20 protein-coding genes are annotated in these 24,957 nt (G+C 73.8%); 11 read left to right on the top strand and 9 right to left on the bottom strand.

The features are described from left to right. Window positions 1-205 precede the first annotated feature (205 nt). The 8 genes from AB0L29_RS32515 to AB0L29_RS32480 all read left to right on the top strand — a co-directional run bounded on the left by AB0L29_RS32515 (window position 206) and on the right by AB0L29_RS32480 (window position 9,401). Window positions 206-2,875 (top strand): CocE/NonD family hydrolase, encoded by a 2,670-nt coding sequence (locus AB0L29_RS32515; protein ID WP_365832407.1) that lies wholly within the window; start codon window positions 206-208, stop codon window positions 2,873-2,875. Beyond that, on the top strand, window positions 2,872-3,735 hold the full coding sequence (locus tag AB0L29_RS32510; protein ID WP_365832405.1) for an ABC transporter permease: 864 nt from the start codon (window positions 2,872-2,874) through the stop codon (window positions 3,733-3,735). The genes AB0L29_RS32515 and AB0L29_RS32510 overlap by 4 nt, the downstream gene beginning before the upstream one ends. A 393-nt stretch (window positions 3,736-4,128) precedes the next feature. After that, complete coding sequence (locus AB0L29_RS32505) at window positions 4,129-4,473, top strand: hypothetical protein (RefSeq protein ID WP_365832403.1); 345 nt, start codon at window positions 4,129-4,131, stop codon at window positions 4,471-4,473. Window positions 4,474-4,668: 195 nt separating this feature from the next. Continuing rightward, window positions 4,669-4,926, top strand: coding sequence for a hypothetical protein (locus tag AB0L29_RS32500; protein ID WP_365832401.1), 258 nt, complete (start codon window positions 4,669-4,671; stop codon window positions 4,924-4,926). A 377-nt stretch (window positions 4,927-5,303) separates the two neighbouring features. Continuing rightward, window positions 5,304-5,561, top strand: coding sequence for a hypothetical protein (locus AB0L29_RS32495; protein WP_365832399.1), 258 nt, complete (start codon window positions 5,304-5,306; stop codon window positions 5,559-5,561). A 281-nt stretch (window positions 5,562-5,842) separates the two neighbouring features. Next, entirely contained in the window at window positions 5,843-6,103 is a 261-nt protein-coding gene (locus tag AB0L29_RS32490) for a hypothetical protein (RefSeq protein ID WP_365832397.1), read from the top strand. 987 nt (window positions 6,104-7,090) lie between these two features. Further along, complete coding sequence (locus AB0L29_RS32485) at window positions 7,091-7,864, top strand: LPXTG cell wall anchor domain-containing protein (RefSeq protein ID WP_365832395.1); 774 nt, start codon at window positions 7,091-7,093, stop codon at window positions 7,862-7,864. 241 nt (window positions 7,865-8,105) lie between these two features. Continuing rightward, window positions 8,106-9,401 (top strand): glycosyl hydrolase, encoded by a 1,296-nt coding sequence (locus AB0L29_RS32480; protein WP_365832393.1) that lies wholly within the window; start codon window positions 8,106-8,108, stop codon window positions 9,399-9,401. Window positions 9,402-9,440: 39 nt separating this feature from the next. Here AB0L29_RS32480 and AB0L29_RS32475 read toward each other — a convergent pair whose 3' ends face one another. Genes AB0L29_RS32475 through AB0L29_RS32440 form a run of 8 tightly spaced genes read right to left on the bottom strand, consistent with a single transcriptional unit; the run spans window position 9,441 to window position 18,886 of the window. Beyond that, window positions 9,441-10,565, bottom strand: a complete 1,125-nt coding sequence (locus AB0L29_RS32475) for a GNAT family N-acetyltransferase (protein ID WP_365832391.1) — start codon at window positions 10,563-10,565, stop codon at window positions 9,441-9,443. Further along, window positions 10,562-11,236, bottom strand: a complete 675-nt coding sequence (locus AB0L29_RS32470) for a lipopolysaccharide biosynthesis protein (RefSeq protein ID WP_365832390.1) — start codon at window positions 11,234-11,236, stop codon at window positions 10,562-10,564. Before AB0L29_RS32470 ends, AB0L29_RS32475 begins: the two co-directional genes overlap by 4 nt. Next, window positions 11,233-12,393 carry a glycosyltransferase gene (locus AB0L29_RS32465; RefSeq protein ID WP_365832409.1) on the bottom strand — a complete coding sequence of 387 codons (1,161 nt, stop codon included), beginning with the start codon at window positions 12,391-12,393 and terminating at the stop codon, window positions 11,233-11,235. The genes AB0L29_RS32470 and AB0L29_RS32465 overlap by 4 nt, the downstream gene beginning before the upstream one ends. Before the next feature lie 17 nt (window positions 12,394-12,410). Then, the gene (locus tag AB0L29_RS32460) at window positions 12,411-13,178 is read right to left on the bottom strand and encodes a polysaccharide deacetylase family protein (protein ID WP_365832388.1); all 768 of its coding nucleotides are present in this window, start codon (window positions 13,176-13,178) and stop codon (window positions 12,411-12,413) included. Beyond that, window positions 13,162-14,844: a lipid II flippase MurJ gene (locus AB0L29_RS32455; RefSeq protein WP_365832386.1), complete on the bottom strand. Its 1,683-nt coding sequence runs from the start codon at window positions 14,842-14,844 to the stop codon at window positions 13,162-13,164. The genes AB0L29_RS32460 and AB0L29_RS32455 overlap by 17 nt, the downstream gene beginning before the upstream one ends. Continuing rightward, window positions 14,841-16,199, bottom strand: a complete 1,359-nt coding sequence (locus AB0L29_RS32450) for an O-antigen ligase family protein (protein WP_365832384.1) — start codon at window positions 16,197-16,199, stop codon at window positions 14,841-14,843. Before AB0L29_RS32450 ends, AB0L29_RS32455 begins: the two co-directional genes overlap by 4 nt. Window positions 16,200-16,205: 6 nt before the next feature. Next, window positions 16,206-17,678 carry an exopolysaccharide biosynthesis polyprenyl glycosylphosphotransferase gene (locus AB0L29_RS32445; RefSeq protein WP_365832382.1) on the bottom strand — a complete coding sequence of 491 codons (1,473 nt, stop codon included), beginning with the start codon at window positions 17,676-17,678 and terminating at the stop codon, window positions 16,206-16,208. Further along, entirely contained in the window at window positions 17,675-18,886 is a 1,212-nt protein-coding gene (locus tag AB0L29_RS32440) for a glycosyltransferase family 4 protein (protein ID WP_365832380.1), read from the bottom strand. Before AB0L29_RS32440 ends, AB0L29_RS32445 begins: the two co-directional genes overlap by 4 nt. A 498-nt stretch (window positions 18,887-19,384) precedes the next feature. On the opposite strand from AB0L29_RS32440, the gene AB0L29_RS32435 reads away from it, so the two are divergent. The 3 genes from AB0L29_RS32435 to AB0L29_RS32425 all read left to right on the top strand — a co-directional run bounded on the left by AB0L29_RS32435 (window position 19,385) and on the right by AB0L29_RS32425 (window position 21,231). Continuing rightward, the gene (locus AB0L29_RS32435; RefSeq protein WP_365832379.1) at window positions 19,385-19,666 is read left to right on the top strand and encodes a hypothetical protein; all 282 of its coding nucleotides are present in this window, start codon (window positions 19,385-19,387) and stop codon (window positions 19,664-19,666) included. A gap of 295 nt (window positions 19,667-19,961) precedes the next feature. Further along, the gene (locus AB0L29_RS32430; RefSeq protein ID WP_365832377.1) at window positions 19,962-20,381 is read left to right on the top strand and encodes a tyrosinase family oxidase copper chaperone; all 420 of its coding nucleotides are present in this window, start codon (window positions 19,962-19,964) and stop codon (window positions 20,379-20,381) included. After that, the gene (locus AB0L29_RS32425) at window positions 20,365-21,231 is read left to right on the top strand and encodes a tyrosinase family protein (protein ID WP_365832375.1); all 867 of its coding nucleotides are present in this window, start codon (window positions 20,365-20,367) and stop codon (window positions 21,229-21,231) included. Before AB0L29_RS32430 ends, AB0L29_RS32425 begins: the two co-directional genes overlap by 17 nt. Before the next feature lie 257 nt (window positions 21,232-21,488). Here AB0L29_RS32425 and AB0L29_RS32420 read toward each other — a convergent pair whose 3' ends face one another. Then, window positions 21,489-24,524 carry a family 16 glycoside hydrolase gene (locus AB0L29_RS32420; RefSeq protein ID WP_365832373.1) on the bottom strand — a complete coding sequence of 1,012 codons (3,036 nt, stop codon included), beginning with the start codon at window positions 24,522-24,524 and terminating at the stop codon, window positions 21,489-21,491. Between the last annotated feature and the right edge of the window lie 433 nt (window positions 24,525-24,957).

Below are 24,957 nucleotides of genomic sequence, written 5' to 3'. Positions count from 1 at the left end.
CGCCCGCTGCCTCCGTCCTGCGCCCCGGCACCCGCCGGCCGGCGGGTGCCGCGGCGCAGGACGCGCGCGGCCGGCACGGCCCCGCCGGGCACGCCCGCGTACCGCGGGCGCGGTACGCGGCGGCCGTCCCGTACTCCTGCGGGAGGGCCGCCGGTTCAGCCCCGGGACCGCATCGGTTGTCGGCGGCGGCCCGTACCGTTGACGCATGGATCTTCAACCGCCCTCGAGGCACGGCCGGCCCGGATGGCGGGGGCTGCTGCGAGGGCCCCGGCGGCTGCTGGCCGCCGGAGCCGCCGTGGCCGTGCTCGCCGGTGCCGGCACGTGGACGGCCGTCGCCTCCGACGACGCGCCCCCGGTGCGGCGTGCCGACCGGGTCGTGGCCGTGGGCGACGGGGTGCGCCTGGACACCTCGTACTTCACCTCCGGCCCGGGCGGCCGCCGCCCGGCGGTCCTGCTGGGGCACGGCTTCGGCGGCAGCAAGGACGACGTGCGGCAGCAGGCGCAGGACCTGGCCCGGGACGGCTACGCGGTCCTGACCTGGTCGGCGCGCGGCTTCGGCAGGTCGACGGGGAAGATCGGCCTGAACGACCCGGAGGGCGAGGTCGCCGACGTCTCGAAGCTGATCGACTGGCTCGCCGAGCAGCCCCAGGTCGAGCTCGACAAGGCCGGCGACCCCCGCGTGGGCATGGCGGGCGGCTCCTACGGCGGCGCGATCGCCCTGCTGGGCGCGGGCCACGACGACCGGGTGGACGCCATCGCCCCGGCGGTCACGTACTGGAACCTCGCCGACGCGCTGTTCCCCAACGGCGTGTTCAAGAAGCTGTGGGCGGGCGTCTTCGTCAGCTCCGGCGGCGGCTGCGACAGGTTCGAGCCCGCGCTGTGCCGGATGTACGAGCGGGTCGCCGAGTCGGGCGAGCCCGACGCCGAGGCCCGCAGGCTGCTGGAGCGGCGCTCGCCGTCCGCGGTCGGCGACCGCATCGAGGTGCCCACGCTGCTGGTGCAGGGCCAGTCCGACTCCCTCTTCCCGCTGGACCAGGCCGACCGGGCGGCGAAGGCGATCCGCGCGAACGGCGCGCCCGTGGACGTCGACTGGATCGCGGGCGGGCACGACGGCGGCGACCTGGAGACGAGCCGCGTCCAGGCACGCGTACGCGGCTGGTTCGACCGCCACCTCAAGGGCGAGGAGAACACCGGCACCGGACCGGCGTTCCGCGTCACCCGCACCGGAGGCGTCGACTCCACCGACGGCGCGGCCCGGCTGCGGGGCGCGAGCGCGGACCGCTACCCGGGCCTGGGGAGCGGGCGGAGGCCCATCCCCCTCACCGGCCGCGAGCAGAGCTTCGACAACCCGGCCGGCGCCGGCCCGCCCGCCGTCTCCGCCCTGCCCGGCCTCGGCGGCTCCGGCGGCCTGGCCCGGCTGTCCTCGCTGGGGGTCGGGCTGTCGCTGGACTTCCCCGGCCAGTACGCGCGCTTCGAATCGGCGCCGATGACCCGCGACCTGCGCATCACCGGCTCGCCGACGGTCACCGTCCACGTACGGTCCACCAGCGAGGACGCCGTGCTCTTCGGCAAGGTGTACGACGTCGGCCCGGGCGGCGGCCGGCCGGTGCTGCCGGCCCAGCTGGTGACGCCCGTCAGGGTCGAGGGCGCCCGGTCGGGCAGGGACGTGACGATCACCCTCCCCGCCGTCGACCACGAGGTCCAGAAGGGCCACCGGCTGCGCCTGGTCCTGTCCTCCACGGACCTCGGCTACGCCTCCCCGACCGCCCCGGCCACATACACCGTCGCCCTCGCGAGCGACCTGGAGGTGCCGACCGTCCCCGCTCTGACGACCGCGGCGGCGCCCCTGCCCGCGTGGGTGTGGTGGCTGCCGCTCACGGCCGGGGCGATCGCGCTCGCCCTGCTGCTGAGCGCCCGCCGCCGCACGGCCGGCCCCGCCCCCGACCCGGAGCTGGCCGGCGTCCCGCTCCAGATCACCGGCCTGAGCAAGCGGTACGCCGGGTCGCCGGACCGGTACGCCGTACGGGACCTGTCCTTCCGCGTCGAGAAGGGCCAGGTCCTGGGCCTGCTGGGCCCGAACGGCGCGGGCAAGACGACGACCCTGCGCATGCTGATGGGCCTGATCGGGCCGGACGACGGCGAGATCCGCGTCTTCGGCCACGCCGTCCGGCCGGGCGCCCCGGTGCTGTCCCGCGTCGGCGCCTTCGTCGAGGGCGCGGGCTTCCTCCCGCACCTGTCCGGCCGCGAGAACCTGGAGCTGTACTGGCGCGCGACCGGCCGCCCGCCCGGGGACGCCCACCTGGACGAGGCCCTGGAGATCGCCGGCCTGGGCGACGCGCTGGCCCGCGCGGTGCGCACCTACTCCCAGGGCATGCGCCAGCGCCTGGCCATCGCCCAGGCCATGCTGGGCCTGCCGGACCTGCTCATCCTCGACGAACCCACCAACGGCCTCGACCCGCCCCAGATCCGCGAGATGCGCGAGGTGATGATCCGCTACGCGGCCGCCGGCCGCACGGTGATCGTCTCCAGCCACCTGCTGGCGGAGGTCGAGCAGTCCTGCACGCACCTCGTCGTCATGGACCGGGGCAGGCTCGTGCAGGCGGGCCCGGTCGGAGAGATCGTCGGCTCCGGGGACACCCTGCTCGTCGGCACCGCCGCTCCCCTGGAGGAGCCGGTCGTGGACAAGGTGGCCGCGCTGCCGGGCGTCGCCTCGGCCGTACGCACCGACGACGGGCTCCTGGTCCGGCTCGGCGCCGACGGCTCGGCGCCCCGCCTGGTCGCCGAACTCGTACGACTCGAGGTGCCCGTGACGTCGGTGGGCCCGCACCGCCGCCTGGAGGACGCCTTCCTCACCCTGATCGGAGGTTCGGCATGAGCACCCTGGCCGAGGGGACCGAGGCGGCGCCCGGCTACCGGGCGGGCCGCACCCTGCCCCTGCGGGTGGAGCTGATACGCCAGTCGAAGCGGCGCCGCACGCTGGTCATGGGCGGGATCCTCGCCGCCCTGCCGTTCGTGCTGGTGATCGCCTTCGCGATCGGCGGCGAGCCGGACGCCGAGAACGGCCGGGTGACGCTGATGGACACGGCCACCGCGTCCGGGGCCAACTTCGCCGCCGTCAGCCTGTTCGTGTCGGCGGGCTTCCTGCTCGTCATCCCCGTCGCCCTGTTCTGCGGGGACACGGTCGCCTCGGAAGCCGGCTGGTCCTCCCTGCGCTACCTGCTGGCCGCCCCGGTGCCGCGCGTGCGGCTGCTGTGGTCCAAGCTCGTGGTCGGACTGGGCCTCAGCCTGGCCGCCATGGTGCTGCTGCCCGTCGTGGCCCTCGCCGTCGGCACGGCCGCCTACGGCTGGGGTCCCCTGCAGATCCCCACCGGCGGCGCGCTCGACCCCGGCACGGCGGCGCAGCGGCTCGTGGTGGTCGTGGCGTACGTCTTCGTGTCCCAGATGGTCACCGCCGGGCTGGCGTTCTGGCTGTCCACCAGGACCGACGCCCCGCTCGGCGCGGTCGGCGGCGCGGTCGGCCTGACCATCGTCGGCAACGTCCTGGACGCCGTCACGGCCCTCGGCCACTGGCGCGACTTCCTGCCCGCGCACTGGCAGTTCGCCTGGGCGGACGCCCTCCAGCCGACTCCCGAGTGGTCCGGCATGATCCAGGGCACCGCGGTCTCCGTGGCGTACGCCCTCGTGCTGTTCGCCCTGGCGTTCCGCGGCTTCGCCCGCAAGGACGTGGTGTCCTGAGGCCCTGGGCCGGCGATGAGCGCGGGACGTCGACGCGCCGGCCGGACGCGGGACATCGGCACCGCGCCGGCCCCGCGGTGCCCGATCGCGCCGGAGTGCGCAACCGGCCCGTCGCCGTCGGCGACGGCCACCCGTACGGCGCCGCCGCCGTCCACCGGCACACCCCTGTCCGGCCGCCCTCAAGACGGGACGCCACGCGATGACGGCGGCGTACGCGGACGTGACCGAGGCGCCGCGCTGACGGCGGGTGATCAGCTGGACGGCCCCGAAGGTGTTGCGCCCCCTCGGTGCCCGTGATCACATCTCCTCGAAAACGTACCTAAGGGGCGTTTTGGGCTCACTCAGGGGCTGACGGCCTGTGGCGGTCGGCCCTCGTCGACAGCTGGAGGACCGATGCCTCATCGCATGTTCCGTTCGGCGGCCACCGCGCTGCTGGCTTCCGTGCCGGTCGTCGCCGCCGCGCCCGCGCAGGCCGCTCCGCAGCAGGGCTTCCCCTGCGCCGTCGGCATCCAGAACGTCAGCAACACCGTGACCAGCACGATCAGCGTCAACGTCGTCTGCGGCCGGACGCGCACCGTCGATGTGCGCATCACCGCGGACGGCACCGAGCTCCTGAGCCTGCAGCAGACCGTTCAGGCCGGTGCCCGGCAGAGCGTCACCGTCACCGCGCCCAGGGTTCGGCAGGCCTGCGCCACGCTGCAGACCGACGGCGAGAGCACCACGCTCTGCACCCCCTGACCCTCCCCGGGCCGACGGCGTCTCATGGACGCGGCCGCCCTGTCGTACCACCATCAAATAAAACGCATATGAATCAATTAGTCGCACTCCATTGGGTGTGCCGGAAATGCAGCGGTACGCGTGCTGTGTGTTATCGTCTGTGACTGTCCGAGCACGGTCCGTAATTGGCCCGGGCGCGAAGAAATCGGAGAAGTGATGGACAAGCTCAAGAAGGCCGCGGCTGTGGCGGTCATGGTCGGCGGCATGGCTCTCGGTGGCGGGGTCGCCCACGCCGATGACGGCTACGACCACAAGGACGCGGCTGACCTCGTCATCGGCAACCTGCAGGTCGTCGAGTGCGCCCAGGAGTTCGAGGGCGGCGTTCTCTTCGTGCCCGTGCAGGTCACGCTCACCGGCGACAACACCCAGGCGATCGGCAACTCCTGCCTGGTGGCCGCGTCCAACGACGACTGATTTCGCGGCGTTGTGCAGAGTCGGGTCTCGCGCCTTCGGTGCGGGGCCCGCTTCGCGTCGGTGCCCGAGTCTTTCCCCCGCCCGGGTGAAGGATTTGCGCCCGCAGAAAGTCTTTCTCGTGTTCTTTCGTGGCCCGGCTCGCCCGCCGACCCTCCGTCCTCGCAATTTCTCGCCGTCGCGGAGCTGCTCCGAACGGGCGGTCAGTATTTCGGCGTAGTCCGATGAGTGCGATGGGATGAAAGACGGGCACGGGCACTGATTATTCCCCCGTACGGCGTATCGGAAAAAGCGGCGTTGAGTGAGCCGTGTGTTATTGTCGGTAAATGTTCGAGCACGGTCCGTAATTGGCCCGGGCGCGCGAAGAAATCGGAGAAGTGATGAACAAGTTCCAGAAGGTCGCGGCTGTGGCGGTCATGGTCGGTGGCATGGCCCTCGGCGGCGGAGTTGCCCACGCCGATGACGGCAAGGACGGCAAGGACCTGACCGACCTCATCATCGGCAACGTGCAGATCGTGGAGTGTGAGCAGGAGTTCGACGGCGGCCTGGCCTTTGCGCCCGTGCAGGTCACGGTCACCGGCGACAACACCCAGGCGATCGGCAACTCCTGCCTGGTGGCCGCGTTCAACGACGACTGATTCCGCGGCGTTGTACAGAGTCGGGTCTCGCGCCTTCGGTGCGAGACCCGACTTTTCGTTATTGTCGCACCGGGTGCTCCGGTCGGAGTCCGGCGCCGTCTTTTCCGTCTTCCGTGGCCCTCGGGTTCTCCTGTAATCCCGGCTCGTCCGCCTGTCCGCCGGCTCCGTACCCCATATGGCGTATCGGGAAATGCGGTGTTGAGCGAGTCGCATGTTATCGTCTGTGACTGTCCGAGCACGGTCCGTAATTGGCCCGGGCGCGCGAAGAAATCGGAGAAGTGATGAACAAGTTCCAGAAGGTCGCGGCTGTAGCGGTCATGGTCGGTGGCATGGCTCTCAGCGGCGGAGTCGCCCAGGCCTGCGCCAATGGCGGGTCGGACGACCAGCCGTCTGGCGTCACCCTCGACAACCTGCAGGACGTGGAGTGTGAGCAGGAGTTCGAAGCCGGCCTGATCGCCGTGCCGATTCAGATCACGCTCACCGGCGACAACACCCAGGCGATCGGCAACTCCTGCGCGGTGCTCAACACCGACGGCAACTGATTCCGCGGCGCTGTGAAGGGCCGGGCCTCGCGCCTTCGTGCAAGGCCCGCTCCTCGACCTGCCGCGCCGGCCTCCCTGGTCATGACCAACGCGCCGGTCACCGTATGGGCGACGACGTCATGAACATCGGCGGTTCCTGCTCGCAGACCGGTCCACGCGAGTGAGCGGATGATCGTCCGGCAGCCGGCCCAGGTGGTGGATCCTGGTTCATGTACAACCGCTGATCGAAAAATGTTCCGGACTGGGCCGGCCGGAAGATCCGTCGGCGGAACCACCGGATCCCTCCACGCGTGTCGCGAAGTCGCCCCGGTGCCGGCAGCGGCCATCCTCCCGATGGCCGCTGCCGTTTTTCCATGTGCCGGGATGGCGCACCGGACGGGGCGGTGCGGGCCGGCGTCATCGTCCGATCAGTTCAATTCACATCAACTGCATACAGGGCCATGCGGTTGAATTTGGATGACTACTCGCCCATAAGGGCGTCACCTGCTTGATGGAGGATTTCCCGCTGGGGCAGTATCGGGTTTCATCCTTGTGCTGAAGAAACATGTGAGTTGAATCGCGCCCCGGAGGGAAGATGGCCGATGTGATCATCCTGCCGCGTTGTCCGGAGACAGGGAAAGCGTCGTTCCATACTGAATCCGAGGCAAGGCTCTGGCTGATCAGGCAGCCACTGCTGGAGAAGATTCCGGACCGCATCTACCGATGCTCGGGCTGCCGGTACTGGCACTTCACCGGATCCCATCACTGGACCAGCCGGAAGATCAAGTGGAGACGGAACCACGGGAGACGGGAAGCCGTCTCGGGACACAGCCGTAAGAAGAGGGGCAAGGACTGACGGGAATCAGTCCTCACCCATCCAGCAGTGGGCGACGGCACGTCGTGTCCGGCCCGAAGCCCGGTTTCCGTCTCAGTCACGCACGAGCCGGCCCTGAACCTGCCTTCGAATCCAGGGCCTGCGTTTCCCCTTCAAGCAGGAAGACGACGACAATGCGAAAGAAACTGAGCAGGGGAATGGTCGTGGCCGCCGCCGCGACGAGCATCCTGCCCATGTACGGTATCCAGGCGTTCGCGGCATCGCACCCCGAGGTATCCGCGAGTGCCTGCGGTGACTCCGTCGGCGTGAAAACCCCGGAGGACCCGTCCTCCAAGGCCTCGTGCGCGAGCGGCCCGGCCTCCGGCCCCAGTGGCGACCGCGCCGGCAGTGGCGTCGGCGAGGCCGGTTACGGCGACGCCGACGGCTCCGGCGACAAGGCCGGCCGCGTCAAGGCCTCCGGGACGCCGGGAGGCCAGGGCAGCGCCCTCTCCGCGCAATCCTCCGCCGCGCCGTCGGCGAAGGCGACGCCGTCGACGTCACCGGCCACCGCGGACGAAGAGAGCGGCTACGGCTACGGCGACGACGAGGCCGAGGACGTCGGTTACGGCCACGACGACGCCGGTTACGGCGACGAGGAAGGCGGCTACGGCGACGAGGAAGGCGGCTACGGGGAGGAGGAAGGCGGCTATGGCGACACGCCGACGACGAAGCCGCCGACCGAGACCAAGCCGCCGACGTCACCGCCCACCACGCCGCCGGTGAAGACGAAGCCGCCGACGACACCGCCCGCGTCGGTCCCCCCGCACACCGAGCCCCCGACGGAGCCGCCCTCGCTTCCCGAGACCGGCGGTGGCGAGCAGGTGCTCGCGGCCTCGGGCGTCGCCGTGCTGCTGCTGACGAGCGGCGCCGTCCTGTACCGACGGGGCCGGGCCGCGTCCCGTCGGTAGTGCGGCGTTCAGGGTGCCGGACGTATCGCGTCCGGCACCCTGGTGCGTTCCGGCCCCTCCACGCCCGGCTCCTCACCGTCCTCGGCCGTGGCTCACTCGTGCGGGTGATCAGGAGGTGCGAAAGCGGAGAACGCGGTCGGTGGAGTGGACATACATATGACTGATCAACGGGGTGGACAGGGACAAACGGGTAACAGCGCACGCTTCGGCTGCTGCCGATGAGCGGAGAAAAGGGGCAGCCATGGCCGATCGGCAGCGGCACCGCAGCAGATGGGCCGTGTACGTCGCGGCCAGTCTTCTCGCGGCGGCCGCCTTGGTGCAGGGACCCGGACTCGCCGTGGGGGCCGGGGCGGAGGAGGCCGCCGAGACTCCTGTTCCGGCCACGCCGGCTCCGGCCACGCCGGTTCCGGTGACGTCTGCGCCAGTGACGCCTGTGCCGGCAGCCGCGGTGCCGACGGCCCCGGTGCCGACGGCCACCGTCGTGCCGCCCCCGCCGTCCGCGTCCCCCGACCGGCAGCCCGCTTTCGGTGCCTACCTCGACTACAGCTCCCTCGGCGTGCTCCGCATGGCCGGGATCAGCCGGTGGCTGAACGGCTCCCAGCTGCGGGTGGGGCGCACCTACCTGCCGGGCGACCGCTGGAGCAACATCGAGGGCGCCCCCGCCTTCCTCGACGCCTGGGCGAACTGGCGCCGGGAGAGGGCCGACCGGATGTTCGTCCTCAACGTGCCCATGCTGGAGCGCAACGAGGAGGGCCTCTCCGACGCCGAGGTCCGTGCCCTCCTGCGCCGGGGCGCCGCCGGGGAGTTCGACCCGCACTACCGCCGTCTGGCCGAGCGGCTGGTCGGATTGGGGGTGCCGGACACCATCCTCGTGCTCGGCTGGGAGATGAACGGCATCACGTACACCCATCGGTGCGGGCCGGACCCGGAGGCCTGGAAGGAATACTGGAACAGCATCGTCACCACCATGCGCTCGGTGCCGGGCCAGAGGTTCCGGTTCGACTTCACGCCGAGCCGCGGGCGCGACGCCGTCCCCTGGACCGACTGCTATCCGGGGGACGCCACGGTCGACATCATCGGCATGGACGCGTACGACCAGCCGCAGGGGATGTCCTTCGACGAGCAGGTGGCGGAGCCGTACGGCCTGCGCAAGCACGTGGAGTTCGCGCGGGAGCACGGCAAGCCGATCTCGTATCCGGAGTGGGGCCTGTTCCGCAACGGCGACAACGCGGAGTACATGCGGGGCATGCTCGCCTGGATGGACGCGCACGAGCCGCTGTACCACACGATCACCGACTACTGCCCGCACGGCGTGTGGCAGTGCGGGCGGAACCCGAAGGCGGCCGAGGTGTACCGGTCCGTGCTCTCCGGCCGCGCCGAGCCGGTGCCGGTGCCCAGTCCCGTGCCGACGTCCCGGCCGGTGCCGACGGCGCCGCCCCACCCGACCTGCCCGTCGCCGGACCTGGGCGACTGGGGCGAGTACTGGCTCGGCGGAAGGCTCTGCATCCGCTTCGACTGGTGGTCGCGCATCCGGTGACCCCGTCGCCCCCACCGGCCGGACGGGGCGGCGGAAGGCTCACCTCCGGCCGCCGCCCCGTTCCTTCCAGCCGCGCACCAGTTCCCTGCCCCGGCCGCGCGTGGCGGCCTCGCAGAGGACCGCGGACAGCAGCGGGGCGGTGCGCCGCCGGGCCAGTAGGAACCGCTGGTTGACCACGGGCTCGGGGCGCCAGCGGCGCTTGTACGGCTCGTCGCCGCGCAGCAGGCTGAGCGTGCCGCGCCCACCGGCGACGGTGTGCCGGGCGCCGGCGTCCAGCAGCATCACGGCGATGTCCGCCTTCCGCTCGCGCAGCAGCGGATGGACGCCGTACAGGTAGCAGCCCGCCAGGCGCGGCGACAGCAGCGTCAGGTCGACGGCCACCACCTCGCCGTCCAGCAGGAACTCGGTGACCACGGCGTCCCCCGAGCGCACCAGCGACCCGGCCGCGCGCACGAGGTGCGCGGCGAACCGTTCCCGGAGGTGCTCCGGCGTCACCCCGCGGCTCTGCCACTGCAGCCGGTGCAGCGCGAGGAGCCGCCGCACCGCCGCGCCCACCTCCTCGGGGGGCGCGGTCCGGCACGTCACGCCCAGCGCGGTCAGTTTGCGCAGCTGGGCGCGGGCCCGCCGGGCCTTCACTCCGGGCAGCCGGGCCGCCAGCTCCTCCATCGGCACGGCGGGCAGCTCCAGGCAGAGCGAGTCGCGCACCCGGCGGCGCGGCCCCCGCCAGTGCGCGTAGACGCTCTCGACCGCGCCGCCCGGACGGACCTCGCGGAAGTCGATCAGCGCGGTGCGGGCGGCCGCCGACAGCGCCTCGGCGAGCGCGGGCAGCGCCCGGCCGGCGTGCTCGTCGTCGAGCAGCACGTCCGCGTAGTCGGAGATCGCCCCGCCCAGCGGGACGAGCCGGGGCAGCGTCCGCCCGGTCCGCATCAGCGGCGCGACCGCCCGCAGTTCGCCGCCGTCGCGCACCAGCACCAGCCGCAGCCGGCCGGGGCTTCCGTACGACGTCCACCACGAGTGCAGCCAGGCGTGGCTCTGGAACGGGGTCGCCGCGGCACACCTGCGGTACAGGCGCTCCCAGGCGGGGCCCAGGGCGGCGAACTCCCGCTCGTCGGAGCACAGTCCGGCCCGCAGCGCACCGACGTCGGTCCGCAGCGCCGTGCTCACAGCTGTCCCTGCGCGTCGGCGGCGGGGGCCGGACCGGGCACGGTGGCCGGGCGCGCGCCCTCGGCGGCGGCGCGCCGGGGACGGACCAGCAGCGCGAGGCCGCCCAGCAGACCGCCCGCGCTCGCGCCCACCAGGCCGGTCAGCGCCGGGGACGCCGAGGACGGCTCGGTGGGCTCGACGGCCCGGGAGAACGACAGGAGTTCGACGTGTGTGGCGCCCTTGACGGCGTCGGCGTGCCGGATCAGCGAGCGGGCGACCGCGTTGGCCATGCCGGCGGCGAGAGCGGCGCGCGCGGACGTGGCCGTCACGGCCACCATCGGCGCGTCCGGCGAGGTCGCCGACCGCACGCTCTTCCGCAGCGTCCGCACCGGCACGCCCGCGTGCGCCTGGGCGTCCCCGAGCACCGCGGGCTGCGTGGCGACCCGGCCGTAGGCCTGGGCGAAGCCGAGCGCCGCCTGCGGGTCCGACGCCGCGGTCGGTGCGGCGACGACGTAGGCCGTGGCCGAGTAGGCGGGCGGCGTGAGGGCGCCGTACGTGCCCGCGGCGAGGCCTCCGGCGAGGACGCCGGCCACGAGCAGGGACCACGGCGGCAGCGCGCTCAGGCGCCGGAGCACCGGACGCCGCCGGGCCGGGGGTGCCGGGGGCGCGGCCTTGGAGGTGACGGAGGTCATCGGGGGATCACTCCCAGGGGTGACGGGGACGAGCAGGAGAGGGCGGACGCGTACACGTCCATGAGCCGTGCGGCGCTGCGCGTGATGCAGTAGTGGCGGGCGGCGGGCGAGGCCGGGCGGGCCGGCGGGCGCGACCGGCCGGCCCCGGCCCGGGTCTCGGCCAGGGCGCGGGCGAACGCGTCCGCGCCGCCCCGCACCCGGCGGGCCCCGGCGGCCAGGCGCGGCGGGAGGTCCTCGACGGCCGGACAGGAGGCGTACAGCACCGGCAGCCCCGCCGCCAGGCCCTCCACGACGGCGAGGCCGAAGGACTCCTCCGGGCTCGGCGAGACGAGCACGTCCATCGCCGAGGTCAGCGAGGGCAGATCGGGGCCGGAGGTGCCGTCGGGCAGGTACGGCCGTTCGCCCGTGAACACCACCCGGTCGCCCACCCCGGCCCGCCGGGCGGTGCGCCGCAGCGCGTCCCCCTCCGGGCCGTCACCGACCAGCAGCAGCCGGTAGTCGTGGGGGAGCCGGGCGAGGGCGTCGACCAGGACGTCGAACCGCTTGCCCGCGGTCAGCCGGCCGACGCCGCCGACGACGTACGCGTCCTGGGCCAGCCCGAGCCGGCGGCGGGTGCGTTCGCGGGCGGCCGGGTCGAAGCGGAAGCGGGCCACGTCGATGCCGTTGGGCACGATCTCGATGCGCGGCCCGGGCACGCCCCAGCGCGTGAGCCGGTCGGCCACCGTGGGCGAGACCGCGACCGTGGCGTGCCCCAGCCGCTCGCTGGCCAGGTACAGCGCGCGCACGCCGGCGGTCAGGGCGCGGCCCTCCAGCTGGGAGCCGCCGAGGGAGTGCTCGGTGGCCAGCACGGCCCGGACGCCCGCCAGACGGGCGGCGATCCTGCCGTACACGCAGGCCCGGTAGAGGTGGGTGTGCACGAGTCCGTAGCCGCCGGACCGGATCAGGCGGGCCAGGCGCGGCACGGCGGTCAGGTCGCGGTTGCCCGCCATGCCCAGGTGGACGACACGGACGCCGTCCGCCGACAGGCCCTCGGCGACCGCGCCGGGGTTGGTGAGCGTCACGACGTCGCAGTCGACGGGCAGGTGGCGCAGCAGCAGGCGGAGCTGCTGTTCCGCACCGCCGACCCCGAGGCCGGTGATGACGTGCAGGGCCCTCAGCGCGGGCATCGCGGAGCTCACACCCCCTCGACGGGGCGGCGGCGCAGCCCGCGCTTGAGGTACAGCCGCCAGGCCGTGTCCCGCTCGCCGACGTGCACCCGGGGCAGGGCGAGGGGGCCCGCCAGGTGGCCGGGGTCGGTGGCGCAGGCGTAGGCGTAGCGCGCCTCCTCCACGGCGTCGACGACGCGGCGGTCGACCTTCCCGTACGGGTAGCAGAAGCCGCTGACCGGAGCCCCGATCATCCCGGAGAGCAGCTCCTTGCTGTCGCTCACCTCGGCGCGCAGCAGCGCGTCGTCGGCCCGGGTCAGGTCCACGTGCGTGAGGCCGTGCGAGCCGATCTCGACGCCCTCGGCGGCGGCCCGCCGGATGCCCTCCGCCGACAGCAGCGGCTTGCGCGGGCCGAGCGGGTCCCAGGCGTTGTCACCGCCCAGCCTGCCCGGCAGCACGAACAGGGTGGCGCCGCAGCCGTGACGGCGCAGCAGCGGCAGGGCGTGCGTGAGGAAGTCGGCGTACCCGTCGTCGAAGGTCAGTCCCACCAGGCCCTGTCCCGCGCCCCGGGCGCGCGCGGCGAGCAGCTCCCGCACGCCGACGCCGCGCAGGCCCCGGCGGCGCAGCCAGCCCAGCTGCCGGTCCAGGCGGCGGGGCGAGACGGTGACGCGGTACGGGTCCTGGGAGCAGTCGCCCACGGAGTGGTACATCGCCACCCACGGGGGAGGGCCGGAGCCGCGCGGGGGCGCGGCCGGCGCGGGGGCGGTGCGGGGGCCGCGGTCAGCGGAAACGGACATGCGGAAGCCTCCGGGAGACGGTGCGGAGCGCGGGTGGGAGGTACTGCACGCCCAAGGGCCGGGCGAGCAGGAGGAAGACGACGGTCACGGCCGTGCCGCCGGCCGCGAGCCCGAGGGCGGGGGAGTCGACGCGGCTCGCGCAGAACCCGCCCACGCCGCAGGCGACGGCCGCCGCGCACAGCGGTCCGCCCATCCGGGCCAGCACCGGCCGCGTGCGGATCGGCACTGCGCGCGTCCCCGTGCCGTACAGCAGGATCAGGGCGGTGAGGGTGATGCCGGTCGCGTTGGCCGCGGCGATCCCCAGCACGCCCCACGAGCCGGCCGTCCTCGCGCCGATCCACGACGTGGCGACGATCCCGGCGGCCATGGCGGCCACCGGGTACCAGGTGGGCCGCCCCGCCGAGAAGTACGACCGGACGAGCACGCCCACCAGCGCGTGGCCGAGCAGCCCGAGCGCGTACACGCGCGTGACGGCGGCGGTGGCCGCGGTGTCCTGCGCGGTGAACGCGCCGCGCTGGAAGAGGAGGTGGACGAGGTGCGGGGCACACGCGGCGACGGCCGCGGCGCCGAGCAGCACGACGCACGACACCACCCGCAGGTCGCGTTCGACGCGGTCGCGGGCCCGCTCGGTGTCGCCCTCGGCCAGCGCCTGCGCCACGACGGGGAAGGTGACCGTGCACAGCATCAGGGCCAGCACCATCGGCATCTGGCCCACCTTCTGGGCGTAGTTCAGGTGCGAGATGGCGCCGGCGGGGAGCGGGGAGGCCAGGAAGCGCTCGACGAGGACCTGGGACTGGCGGCACAGGGCGAAGAGCAGGACGGTGACGATGAGGGCGAGGTTCATGGCGCGCCGGTCCGCCGGGTCCGTCAGGTCTGCCGGGTCTGCGGGGTCCGCCGGGTCCGTCAGGTCTGCCGGGTCCGTCGGGAGGGTCGCCCGCCTTCGGCGCAACTGCCCTAGCAGTGAAGGAAGTTGAGCGACCACCATGAGCGCCCCGCCCACCGCGACGCCGACCGCCGCCGCCCCCACGCCCCAGCGGGCGCCGAGGACGAACATCGCCGTGATGACGGCGGCGTTGTAGGCGACGTAGATGGCCGCGGGCGCGACGAACCGGCGGTGTGCGCGCAGGACCGCGCTGCAGTAGCCGGCCAGACCGAAGGTCAGGACGCAGGTGCCGGTCAGCCGGGTGCAGTCCACCGCGAACCGCGGGTCCGCGATCCCCGGTGCCAGGGTCCGGACCACGTACGGCGCGCCCCAGACCAGCAGCGCCGACACGGTGGCGAACGCCAGCGCCAGGCGGGGCAGCGTACTGCGGACCAGGGCACGCACCGGGTCGCCCGCACCGCCCCGGGCGCGGCGGGCCACGGCGGCGCTGAACGCCGGTACGAGCACGAAGGCCAGCCCGTCCTCGATCAGCAGCGTCGCCGCGAACTCCGGCACGGTCCAGGCGACCAGGAAGGCGTCCGTCTCGCTCCCCGCCCCGAAGAGGTGCGCCAGCGCCTGGTCCCGGCCGAGGCCCAGCAGCGCACCGGCCAGGGAGAGGACGGCGGTGACGAGGGCGGCCCGGGCGAGGAAGCCCCGCGGGACGGGTCCGGGGCCGCCGGTGTCCGTGCCGGCTTGTGCCGGGCGGGCCGTGGCGTCCCTGGCGCCGGGAGGGGCGATCGTCATCGTGCCGCGGCCTTCCGGGAGGCGGCCGGGTCGTCGCCCGCCAGCGCCCACCACGCCGCCAGCCCGAAGCAGACGGCGGTGAGGACGGTCGTGGGCCCGCCGATGTCGGCGTACGCGAAGTCGGCCAGATGCCAGACCAGCAGCCCGCAGGCGACGAGCGCGCAGTCGAGGCCGGGCCCCCTCGCCCTGCGCGTGCGGACCAGCCGCCGCAGCCCCAGCACCAGCAGCGCCAGCCAGCTCCCCGCCAGCGCCAGCAGCCCGACGAGTCCCTGCTCGCCGAGGACCAGCAGGTACATGTTGTGCGGCGACAGCAGCGGCTGCTTCCGGTACGCCGCGCCCGCGCCCTCCGTGTCGCTGCCCGAGGACAGGGCCAGCGAGGCGTACCCGTCGCGGTGCTCGGGGAAGCCCTTGAGGCCGATGCCGGTCAGCGGCCGCTCGCGCCACATGCCGGCGGCCGCCGCCCACATCGCGTACCGGTCGGTGACCGACCGGTCGGGCGCGTCGGCGACCCGCCCGATGGTGCTGAACCTCTCCTGGAGCAGCGCGGAGCCGATGCCGAACCCGCCGACGAGGACCACGGCGACGGCGGCCACCACCGCTCCCGCCCGCACCGCCCGCCGCATGCCCGCCAGCACCAGCTGCGCCCCGCAGGCGAGGGCGGTGGCGATCCACGCGCCCCGGCTGAAGGACAGCGCCAGCGGCACCACCAGCAGCAGCGCGCACACCACGGCCCACACCCGCCCCCGGGCTCCCGGCTCCGCCCGGGCGGGGAGGTGCTCCCCGCGCACCGGCGCGGATCCCAGCGCCAGCCCCACCGCGCACACCAGTCCGAGGGCGACCACGCTCGCCATCGCCATGACGTCGCCCGGTCCGAAGGTGCCGACGGCGCGGATCTCCCGGCCCATGTACGAGGCGCCGGTCCCGGTCGCGTACTGGTGCACCCCCACGGCTCCCTGCCACAGCGCGAGCCCGACCACCGCCCAGGCCAGCAGCCGGACGTCGCGCCGGTCACGGACGAGCAGCAGGACGGCGGCCGGGACGAGGACGAAGACCTGCACGCAGCGCACGAAGCCGGTGACCGCCGCGCCCGGCACGGCGGTCACCGCCGCCGCCACCGCGAACCCGGCCACGGGCAGGCCCAGCACCACGGCGGCGGTGGGCGACAGGGGGCGCCGCCGGTGGAGCAGCAGACGTACCGCGCACCACAGCACCAGGACACCGGACGCGGCGTCCGCGGGGGTGGCGCCCCCTTCGCCGTCCGGCGCGACGGGCACCGCGAGCAGGGCGATCACCGCCACCACCGGCAGGACGGGCGCCGGACCGCGCGCGGCGGGCGGGGCGCAGGCGTGACTCACCGGGCGTCAGCTCCCCGTCGCGCGGACCAGCGCGGCGGCCGTGCGCAGCAGGATGCACACGTCCTGCCACAGCGACCAGTCGTCGATGTAGGCGTTGTCGAACCGGGCGCGGTCCTCGATGGAGGTGTCGCCGCGCAGCCCGTGGACCTGGGCGAGCCCGGTGATGCCGGTCCGCACGCGGTGGCGGGCGGCGTAACCGGGATAGGTCTCGCCGAACACGGCGACGAAGTACGGGCGTTCGGGGCGCGGCCCGACCAGGGTCATGTCGCCCCGGAAGACGTTCCACAACTGGGGCAGCTCGTCGAGCGAACTGCGGCGCAGGAAACGGCAGAAGCGGCTCATGTCCCGCTCGCCCGCCACGCTCCAGCGGGTGGCGGCCTCGTGCGCGTCGGACGGGCGGTGGGTGCGGAACTTCAGCAGCGTGAAGAGGCGGCCGTCCTTGCCGACGCGCTCCTGGCGGAAGACGACGTCCGGCCCGTCGCTGACCCGCAGCACGAGCGCGCAGGCCAGCAGCACCGGGCCGGCCAGCAGCAGCAGGGTCCCGGAGACCAGGACGTCGAGGGCGCGCTTGGCGGGGCCGCCGGGGCGCCGGCCGGTCTCCAGACGGCGGCAGGAGAAGCCGGCGATCCGCTCGTGCGGGCCCCGGACGCGGGCCGTGCCTCCGGTCCCGTCGTACGCGGCGCTCCCCGCCCGGCCGTACGCCGGCGCGTCCGCGTCGACCTCCCACAACGCGCAGCCCGACGCGGCCAGCGCCCGCAGCAGCGGGCCGCGTTCGCCCGCCGGGCCGACGACGAGCACGGCCCGCACGCCGTTCTGGATGACGGCCCGGTGCACCTCCTCGTCGGTGCCGAGCACCGGCAGGCCCTCGCCGCCGGCCGGGTCGTCGGCCAGGACGCCCACCGGTCTGAGGCCGCACCCGGGGTGGCGCAGGAAGGCGGCGGCCACGCGCTGGGCGGTGGCGGCGGGACCGGCGACCAGGGCCGCGGCGGGGTGGCGGGCCAGTGCCCGGCGGCGGCGCCGGTGCACCGTGCCGCGGGCCGCGCAGCTCGCCGCCGACTGCAGGGCGCAGCCGGCCAGCAGCGTACGGAGGGACAGGGCCTGCGCCGGGGCGAGCGCCGCGACCAGGGCCGCGAGCGCGCACCAGCTCACCGTGATCCGGGCGCAGACGGCGGGGAGTTCGTCCAGAACGGCGGGCACGGCGGCGGGACGGTACAGCGCCGCCCGCGCGTTCAGACAGAGGACGGCGAGCAACAGGGGCGCGGCCAGCAGGGGGTGGGGGAGGGCGGGAGCGGCGGCCAGCGCGGCGGCCGCGTCCGCGGCGAGCAGCGGCAGCCCCGGGGCGCGGCGCGCCGCGGGGCGTCGTCCCGCGGGACGACGCACGCCGTCGGCGGTCCCGCGCGGGGGAATGACCGAGACGGGCGGGAATCGGTGCTCCGGCGGCTGGCTGCCGGGGGGAGCGACGGTGCGTTCGGCGGTCACGAGCGGATGGACTCCCTGCACTCGGTGTGTTCCGCGCGACGGGTCGCCGTGCGCCCGGCGCCGAGGAGTTCGCGGTAGAGGGCCGCGACCGCCTCGGCCGAGTGCCGCACGTCGTGCGCGGTCAGTACGTGGCGGCGCCCCTGGTGGCCGAGCGACTCCCGCAGCGGCGGATCGAGCAGGACCCTGGTGAGCGCGTCGCCCAGCGGACCCGGCTGGCCGGCGGGCACCAGACAGTGCGCCCGGTGACCGGGCGGCAGGCTCTCGCGCGCCCCGGCCACGTCCGTGACCAGCACGGGACGCCCGCACGCCATCGCCTCCAGCGGAGCCAGCGCCATGCCCTCCCAGCGCGACGGCAGCACCACCAGGTCGGCCGCCTGGTACCAGGGGACGGCATCGGCCACGGCCCCGGCGAACAGCACGCCCCCGGGCGCGCGGAGCCGCAGCCGCGCTTCCTCCGGCCCGTCTCCGACGAGCGCCAGCCGGGCCCCGGGCACCCGCCGCAGCACCGAGGGCCACGCCTCGAGCAGCACGTCCTGACCCTTCTGCCGGCACAACCGCCCCACGCAGACCACCAGCGGGGCGGCCGGACCGAGGCCGGCGAGCGGCGCGAGGGCGGTTCGTACGGCGGTGGCGGCGGCGGGGTGGAAGCGCGCCGGGTCGACACCGTTGGGGATCACCCGCCAGTGGGCGCGCACCCCGGCGCGCACGCCCGTGGCGCGCTCCGCCTCGCTGACGCAGACCACCCGGGCGGCCCACCGCGCCCCCCACCGCTCCCAGGCCACGGCGGTCGCCGCCGTGACCCCGCCGACCGCCTCGAACGACCAGGCGTGCGGCTGGAACACCGTCGGGACGCGCCCCCGTACCGCCAGCCGGGCCGCGAGCCCGGCCTTGGCGCTGTGCGCGTGCAGCACGTCGGGCCGGACCTCGTCGACGACGCGCGCGAGCCGGCGCACCTCGTGGGGAAGCGCCCGTCCCGGTGCCCGCGTGGCCGGCCAGTTCCGCACGCTCGCGCCGAGTTCCCGCAGCGTCCGCGCGAGGCCGCTGTCGGGGCACGCGACCGTGACGCCGAAACCGGCCGCGCGCTGCGCGCGCACCAGCTCGGCGACGACCCGGGCGACGCCGCCGTCCACCGGCTGGGTGACGTGCAGGACGCGTGGCGAAGCCCCCCGTGACGCGCCGCGCGACGATCCCGGGGACCGGCTGGTCATCACCGTACGGAACGGTTCGGGAGGCGGCCGTCCCGCCCTGACGGGCCGTCGGACGGATGGATCCCCGTGCGTGTCGCAGGGGAGAGACCCCGGGCGTGACGCATGACCGGCGTTGCCCTTTCGCGATGAACGTCGTTTTCGGCTGATTCAGGACACGTCACTTTATCCAGGAATCCACCTTTATCGGGCAAGAGGGGCAGGTGTGTCGAAACCTCCCTGTTTCGTGTCGGGTTGCCGCCCCGACGGCAGGGAGGGCCACGCCACGTCTCCGCTCGGCGTCACGGCTCCCGGCGGCCGCACGGGCCGTGCACGGGTTCACGGCCCGTGCGTTCATAAGAGGATGAGAAACCCGGATAAGACATGCCCTTCATTCGGGTGAGCTTGCGCGCGAGGTGCCGGAATTTTCCGTGCGCGGGGTTTCCGCGGACTCCGGGGCTCGTTAGAGGCGATGAAGCAATTCCCCCCGGTGACTTTCCAGTTGCCGAAGAAAGGAACACCATGAAGTCTTTGAAGGCTGCCGCCGTCCTCGCCGGGTCCATGGTCGTGGCCGGTATCGCCGCTCCCGCTGTCGCCCTGGACGCCGCGGAGGTCAAGCCCGGCGTCGCCGGAGTGGTGAACCAGGCCGCCGAGGGCACCGTCGGCCTGGTGCCGCTGGACCAGACGAGGGTGCTCGGCGCGGAGAAGGGCGGTCTCGTGCCCGGCACCGTCAAGGACGCGAAGGCCACGCTGGCCCAGCAGGCCGAGGGCCACCTGCTGGACGGACGCACCCTGCAGGTCTGAGCGGTTCGGGCGCTCTTTCGTCCGGGGCTTTCGCCCGGACCCTGGGTCCGGGACTTTCCGCCGGACTTGTGGAGCGGGCGCCCGTGACCGTCTCCGGGCCGATTCCGCCGCGCGTGGGATCGGCCTTCGGACCGTGTGCCCCATGGCTGTCAGGTGCCCGCCGTGACGAGAAGGAGACAGACCGTTGCCGACCAACGGACCACCCCGGTGTCTACCGGTACGCAGTGAGGCCGGGCCCGCCGGCGACCGTCCGCCGGCCGCCGCCGGCCTCGCGCAGGCCACGGGACGGCGGCGGGTGCTGCGAGGACTGTCCGCGTCGGCGGTCGGTGCGGCGCTCGCGCCGTTCGCGGTGGCGTCGGGGCCGGCCGGGGCGAAGGAGGCGCGGTTCGCCGAGACCTACCGCGGGCGCCGCATCGTCGGCGTCGAGGGCGGCGGCGGGCGGTCCCGGGACGACGGCTCCGGTGCGTGGCACGTCACCGTGGACGGGCGGCCGCTGCACCTGATGCGGCGGGCGGACGGCAGCTGGATGAGCATGGTCGACCACTACTGCTCCTACCCGACCCCGCTCGCCGCCGCGCGCGCGGCCGTCGACGAGCTCGGCCCCGCCGAACAGCCGGGCGCGCCGGACGACCGGGGCCGCCGCGGGGAGCACAGCCGTACGCCGGGCGGGGGCAAGGGAACCGAGGGGGATCGTCACCATGGTGTACACGCGTAAGGACGTCAGCACCCTCACCCGGTCCGAGCGGCGCCGGTTCGTCAACGCGCTGCTGGAGGTCAAACGCCGTGGCGAGTACGACGAGTTCGTGCGCATGCACATCGAGTACTACGTCCCCGACGGTGAGCGCGGGCTGCGCGCCGCCCACATGGCGCCCTCCTTCCTGCCCTGGCACCGCAGGTTCCTGCTGGACCTGGAGGGTGCGCTGCGCCGGGTCGACGAGTCGGTGACCGTGCCGTACTGGGACTGGACGCGCACCCGCACCCGCACGGCCGCACCGTGGACCGACGACCTGCTCGGCGGCACCGGGCGCCGCTCCGACCGGCAGGTCATGACCGGCCCCTTCGCCTACCGCAACGGCAAGTGGGCCATCAGGGTGGGAGTCACCGAGACCAGGTTCCTCATGCGCGACCTGGGCCGCCCCCGGGACCCGATCGCCCTGCCCACGGCCGGCGAGGTGGAACGGGCCCTCGACGACCCCGTCTACGACACCGCCCCCTGGGACTCCACGTCCGCCAAGGGGTTCCGCAACAAGCTGGAGGGATGGGGGCGGGGGCGGGGCGCCTCCTCGTGGCGCACCCACAACCGGGTCCACCGCTGGGTCGGCGGCCACATGGTCGGCGGCGCCTCCGTCAACGACCCCGTCTTCTGGATGCACCACGCCTTCGTCGACCTCCTGTGGTCCCGCTGGCAGCGGCGCCACCCCAAGGCCCGCTACCTCCCCGCGAAGCCGCCCGCCCGGGGCGACGCCCAGCGCGGCCGGATCGTCGCGCGGCACCAGAAACTGCCGCCGTGGGACGTGACACCGGACGAGCTGGAGGACCACAGCGCGATCTACCGGTACGCCTAGCCGCACGGCACGGCACGGCACGGCACGGCACGGCACCGCACCGCCCGAGCCGCGCCCGGCCCGCCCGGCCGCATGGTGTCCGCCGCCACGAGCGGGCCCGGCCGGGCGGGCCGATTCACGTCGGCACCGGCGAACCGGGCGGCGTCCCGGGCGGGCGGGTCCCGCCGGAGCGGGGAAGCGCCCGGCACACCGCGCGCACGAGACGGCCCGGCGGGTGGGGCCGTCCCGTGCGCGAGCGGGGCGCGGGGTGCGGTCGGTCAGCTCAGCGGTTCGACCCACACGTTGCGGTAGCGGACCTTGTTGCCGTGGTCCTGGAGTCTGACCGGTCCGGTGGCCGGGCCTTCGGCGATGCCGCCGCCGGTCGGCCCGTCGACGACCACGTCGTCGTGGACCTTCTTTCCGTTCCACACCACCGTGACCCGGGCCTTCTCGGTCATCTTCCCGGTGCTGTCGTAGCGCGCGGCCCGGAAGACGATGTCGTACGACTGCCAGGTCTCGGGCGGTGACGACGCGTTGGTGTCGGCCGCCTTCTGGTTGTAGATGGCGCCGGCCTCGTTGTCGGCGAGGGCGGGCACTCCGTAGGAGTCGAGGATCTGGATCTCGTAGCGGTTCTGGAGGTAGACGCCGCTGTTGCCGCGGTCCTGGCCGGTGACGTCGTCGGGGAGCCTGGGGACCCGGAACTCGACGTGCAGCCGGTGGTCGCCGAAGTTCTGCTTGGTGCGGATGTCCCCGCAGCACACCTCGATGGAGTTCCCCTCGGTCCGGGGCCATTCGACCGCGCGGCCGTCGGTGTGCTGCCACTGCGACAGGCTGCCGCCGTCGAACAGCTTGATGCGTTCCCCGGGACGGTTGACGTGGATCATGTCGAGGTTGACATGGCCGTCGTCGCCCTCGTCGTACCGGTAGGCGATGGTGTTGACGCCCTTGCGCAGCGTGAGCCTCTCGCTCCGCGTCGCCCAGGTGTCCCAGTCGGCGGTCGGCGGCAGTACCGTCCGGCGGACCTTGGCCCCGTTGACGTAGAGGCTGATCTTCTTGTCGCCGTGGAAGGGGTGCGGGCCGTTGGCGTAGCGCAGCCCCACGTCGTACGTGCCCTTCCTGGCGATGTCGACGCGGAAGGTGGTGGTGGCGCCGGGGGTGTCGTAGCGGTCGACGAAGCCGCCGCCGGAGTAGCCCGGGTGGTCCTTGTTGATGCCGGCGCCGCCGCCGGGCTTGGCCTCCTCCGCCTCGTAGGCGGTGACGGGCGCCTTCTTGCCGGGGATCGCGTTGAGGGTGTACCAGGCCTCGGTGCTCCACAGGGTCTCGCCGTCGTCCGCGGCGAAGGGGCGCGGGGAGCGGATGTGCACCACGCGGTCGGTCCTGAGCCCGGGGATCTCCAGCCGCACCTGCTTGCGGTCGCCGGAGACGACGGCGCGGGACACGGTCAGCGGCTCCTCGTCGATCTTCGGGCCGCCGTACTCGGGCGTGGGCGAGTAGCGCCACTGGCGGACCTGGTAGCTCCGGGCGATCCTGTCGACGGTCTCCTGGGAGAGGGGCCGGGTGTACTTCAGGACGAAGCCGTTGCCCGTGGCGCGCATCGAGTGGATGTCGAAGGCGTTGGTGCCGTTCGGGGTCAGCTTCTGGAGACCGAAGCGGAGCTTGCCCTCCTGGCCCCAGTTGCCGTCGGCGCCGAGGCCGCCGGCGTAGATCGCGCCGTCGGGACCGACGCTGATGCGGTTGACGCCCGCCTCCAGGCCCTGGGTGTGGCGGAAGACGGCGCCCTGGTACTCACCGTCGACCTTCTCCAGGCTCGCGCGCTGCAGTCCGCCGTAGGTGACGTCGCCGAAGAGCATCTGCCCGGCGAAGGGCCCCTTCTTCAGCATCAGCGGTGTGCTGGGCGAGTTGGCGATCTCGTTCTGCGGCAGCCACAGGACCGGCTTGGTCACCGGGCGGTCGTCGAAGGGGCCGGGCCGGAAGGGGGCGTTCTCGCCCGTGCCGTCCCGGTACCGCGTGTAGTGGTTGAAGAAACGATCCTGCTTGATGTGCACCAGCTTCGAGGAGGGCAGCCAGCCGCCCTGGTTGTCGGTGACGAAGATGCCCTTGTCCGGGCCCCAGCCGATGCCGTTGGGGGTGCGCAGGCCGCCGGCGATGTAGGAGACCTTGCCGGTCGCCCTGTCGACCTTGATGGTCGTGCCGCGGCCGCCCTCGGCCGGCTGCGGGTCGGTCGTGGCGCCGCCGTAGTTGATGGAGACCGACAGGTTCAGGTAGAAGCTGCCCTTGTCGTAGAGCAGGCCGAAGGCGAACTCGTGGAAGTTGCCGCCGTAGGGCCAGGAGGCGATCTTCTTCTTCTCGTCGGCGACCTCGTCGCCGTCGCGGTCGTTCAGCTCGGTCAGCTGGTGCTTCTCCGAGACGTACAGCCTGCCGTCGACGTACTTGATGCCCATGGGCTCCCTGAGCCCGGAGGCGACCTTCTTGACCGTGACCTTCTCCGGGCCGGTGTTCCCGGTGACGTGGTCCAGGAGGTAGACCTCCCCGTCGGTGGTCTCGCTCTCTCCCCAGGTGGACACGGCCAGCCTGCCGTCCGGCAGCCAGTCCATGGCGGAGACTTTGGGTTCAAAACCGGCGGGGCGCAGGTCGGCGAGGGTGTAGTTCGGGTGGACGCCGGCCAGCGGAAGGCCGTCGCCCGGGCTGTCCTGGCCGCCGACGCACTCCTTGCGGCCGGGCGCGGTGACGCGCACGACCCCGGCGTCGGTGCTCAGCGCCGAGTTGGGCACGAGGGTGAAGTCCGCGGCGCCGGGCGGCTTCCACTGGAGGGTGAGCTGCTGGCCGCCGCCCGCCTCGAAGTGCTCGATGCGCAGCGGGTGCAGACCGGCGGTCAGCTCGGCGGTGCCGTCCTTGGGTTCGGCGCCGTGCAGGCCGTCGTGGTCGATGACCTCCTGGTCACCGATGCGCAGGCGTGAGCCGTCGTCGCTGATCAGCCGGAAGGCGTAGTTACCGTCCTGCGGGACCTGGAGGTTCGCGATGACGTGGGAGACGAAGTTGGCGGCCATGCCGAAGTCGGCGTCCGTCGTCCAGTCGACGGTGGGCATCAGCTTGTCGATGTTGGGCGTCTGACCGCCCTTCAGCTCGCAGAGCTTCTTCAAGGGCGCCTGCACGTCGAAGACGCGCAGCGTCACTCCGGGTTCCTGCGGCGGGATGTCCGCGGCGGCCCGGGCGGCCGGCTGGGCGGCGGCGGGGGTCCAGCTTCCGACGACAACTGCGGCGATTGCCAGCCCCGCAGCATGTCTGCGAAGCCGGCGGTGCGGCCGTTGACTCACTCTTCCTCCTGGCGCTCGGGGGCACGGACCGCGGACGCCTGGTCAGGGGCGAACCGGCCTCCGGCCTCGGACGGACGGCGAAGGCGGGCATCTGCGGTCCGGCGGTTGCGGGTTGCGCTGTACGTGGGGGAGTGGTTGCGACCAAGACGGTAAGGACTTTCACCCCTGCCGTCCATGCTTTGTCCTCAAAAAGTTGAAAGAGCTGGCATCCCGGAACCAAGCCGCTCCGGTGGTGCCCGAGGCGAGCGGAATCGAGGTGTGATCTCAACGAGCCTGTGGGAAAAGGCTGTTGCCGGCCGGAGCGGTCAAGCCGTCCCGGTGCGCAGTGGTCACCCGGTCGCCGCACAACGGCAGGACGCCCGGGGCGCCGAGCCGGATGCGCGGGCGCCCCGGCGGGCAAGCTCCGGATGGGACTCGCGGGACCACCGGGCCG

Origin of the sequence: Streptomyces sp. NPDC052701 (assembly GCF_040678355.1) — a bacterium.
Classification (GTDB): Bacteria; Actinomycetota; Actinomycetes; order Streptomycetales; family Streptomycetaceae; genus Streptomyces.
Note: the sequence above shows the minus strand (reverse complement) of the source record. Positions and strands in the feature narration are given on the sequence as shown.

Bases quoted from the DNA above. Each gene is read 5' to 3' on its own strand.
- AB0L29_RS32515 (WP_365832407.1), top strand. From the start codon at position 206: ATGGATCTTCAACCGCCCTCGAGGCACGGCCGGCCCGGATGGCGGGGG.
- AB0L29_RS32510 (WP_365832405.1), top strand. From the start codon at position 2,872: ATGAGCACCCTGGCCGAGGGGACCGAGGCGGCGCCCGGCTACCGGGCG.
- AB0L29_RS32505 (WP_365832403.1), top strand. From the start codon at position 4,129: ATGCCTCATCGCATGTTCCGTTCGGCGGCCACCGCGCTGCTGGCTTCC.
- AB0L29_RS32500 (WP_365832401.1), top strand. From the start codon at position 4,669: ATGGACAAGCTCAAGAAGGCCGCGGCTGTGGCGGTCATGGTCGGCGGC.
- AB0L29_RS32495 (WP_365832399.1), top strand. From the start codon at position 5,304: ATGAACAAGTTCCAGAAGGTCGCGGCTGTGGCGGTCATGGTCGGTGGC.
- AB0L29_RS32490 (WP_365832397.1), top strand. From the start codon at position 5,843: ATGAACAAGTTCCAGAAGGTCGCGGCTGTAGCGGTCATGGTCGGTGGC.
- AB0L29_RS32485 (WP_365832395.1), top strand. From the start codon at position 7,091: ATGCGAAAGAAACTGAGCAGGGGAATGGTCGTGGCCGCCGCCGCGACG.
- AB0L29_RS32480 (WP_365832393.1), top strand. From the start codon at position 8,106: ATGGCCGATCGGCAGCGGCACCGCAGCAGATGGGCCGTGTACGTCGCG.
- AB0L29_RS32470 (WP_365832390.1), bottom strand. From the start codon at position 11,236: ATGACCTCCGTCACCTCCAAGGCCGCGCCCCCGGCACCCCCGGCCCGG.
- AB0L29_RS32460 (WP_365832388.1), bottom strand. From the start codon at position 13,178: ATGTCCGTTTCCGCTGACCGCGGCCCCCGCACCGCCCCCGCGCCGGCC.
- AB0L29_RS32455 (WP_365832386.1), bottom strand. From the start codon at position 14,844: ATGACGATCGCCCCTCCCGGCGCCAGGGACGCCACGGCCCGCCCGGCA.
- AB0L29_RS32440 (WP_365832380.1), bottom strand. From the start codon at position 18,886: ATGACCAGCCGGTCCCCGGGATCGTCGCGCGGCGCGTCACGGGGGGCT.
- AB0L29_RS32435 (WP_365832379.1), top strand. From the start codon at position 19,385: ATGAAGTCTTTGAAGGCTGCCGCCGTCCTCGCCGGGTCCATGGTCGTG.
- AB0L29_RS32425 (WP_365832375.1), top strand. From the start codon at position 20,365: ATGGTGTACACGCGTAAGGACGTCAGCACCCTCACCCGGTCCGAGCGG.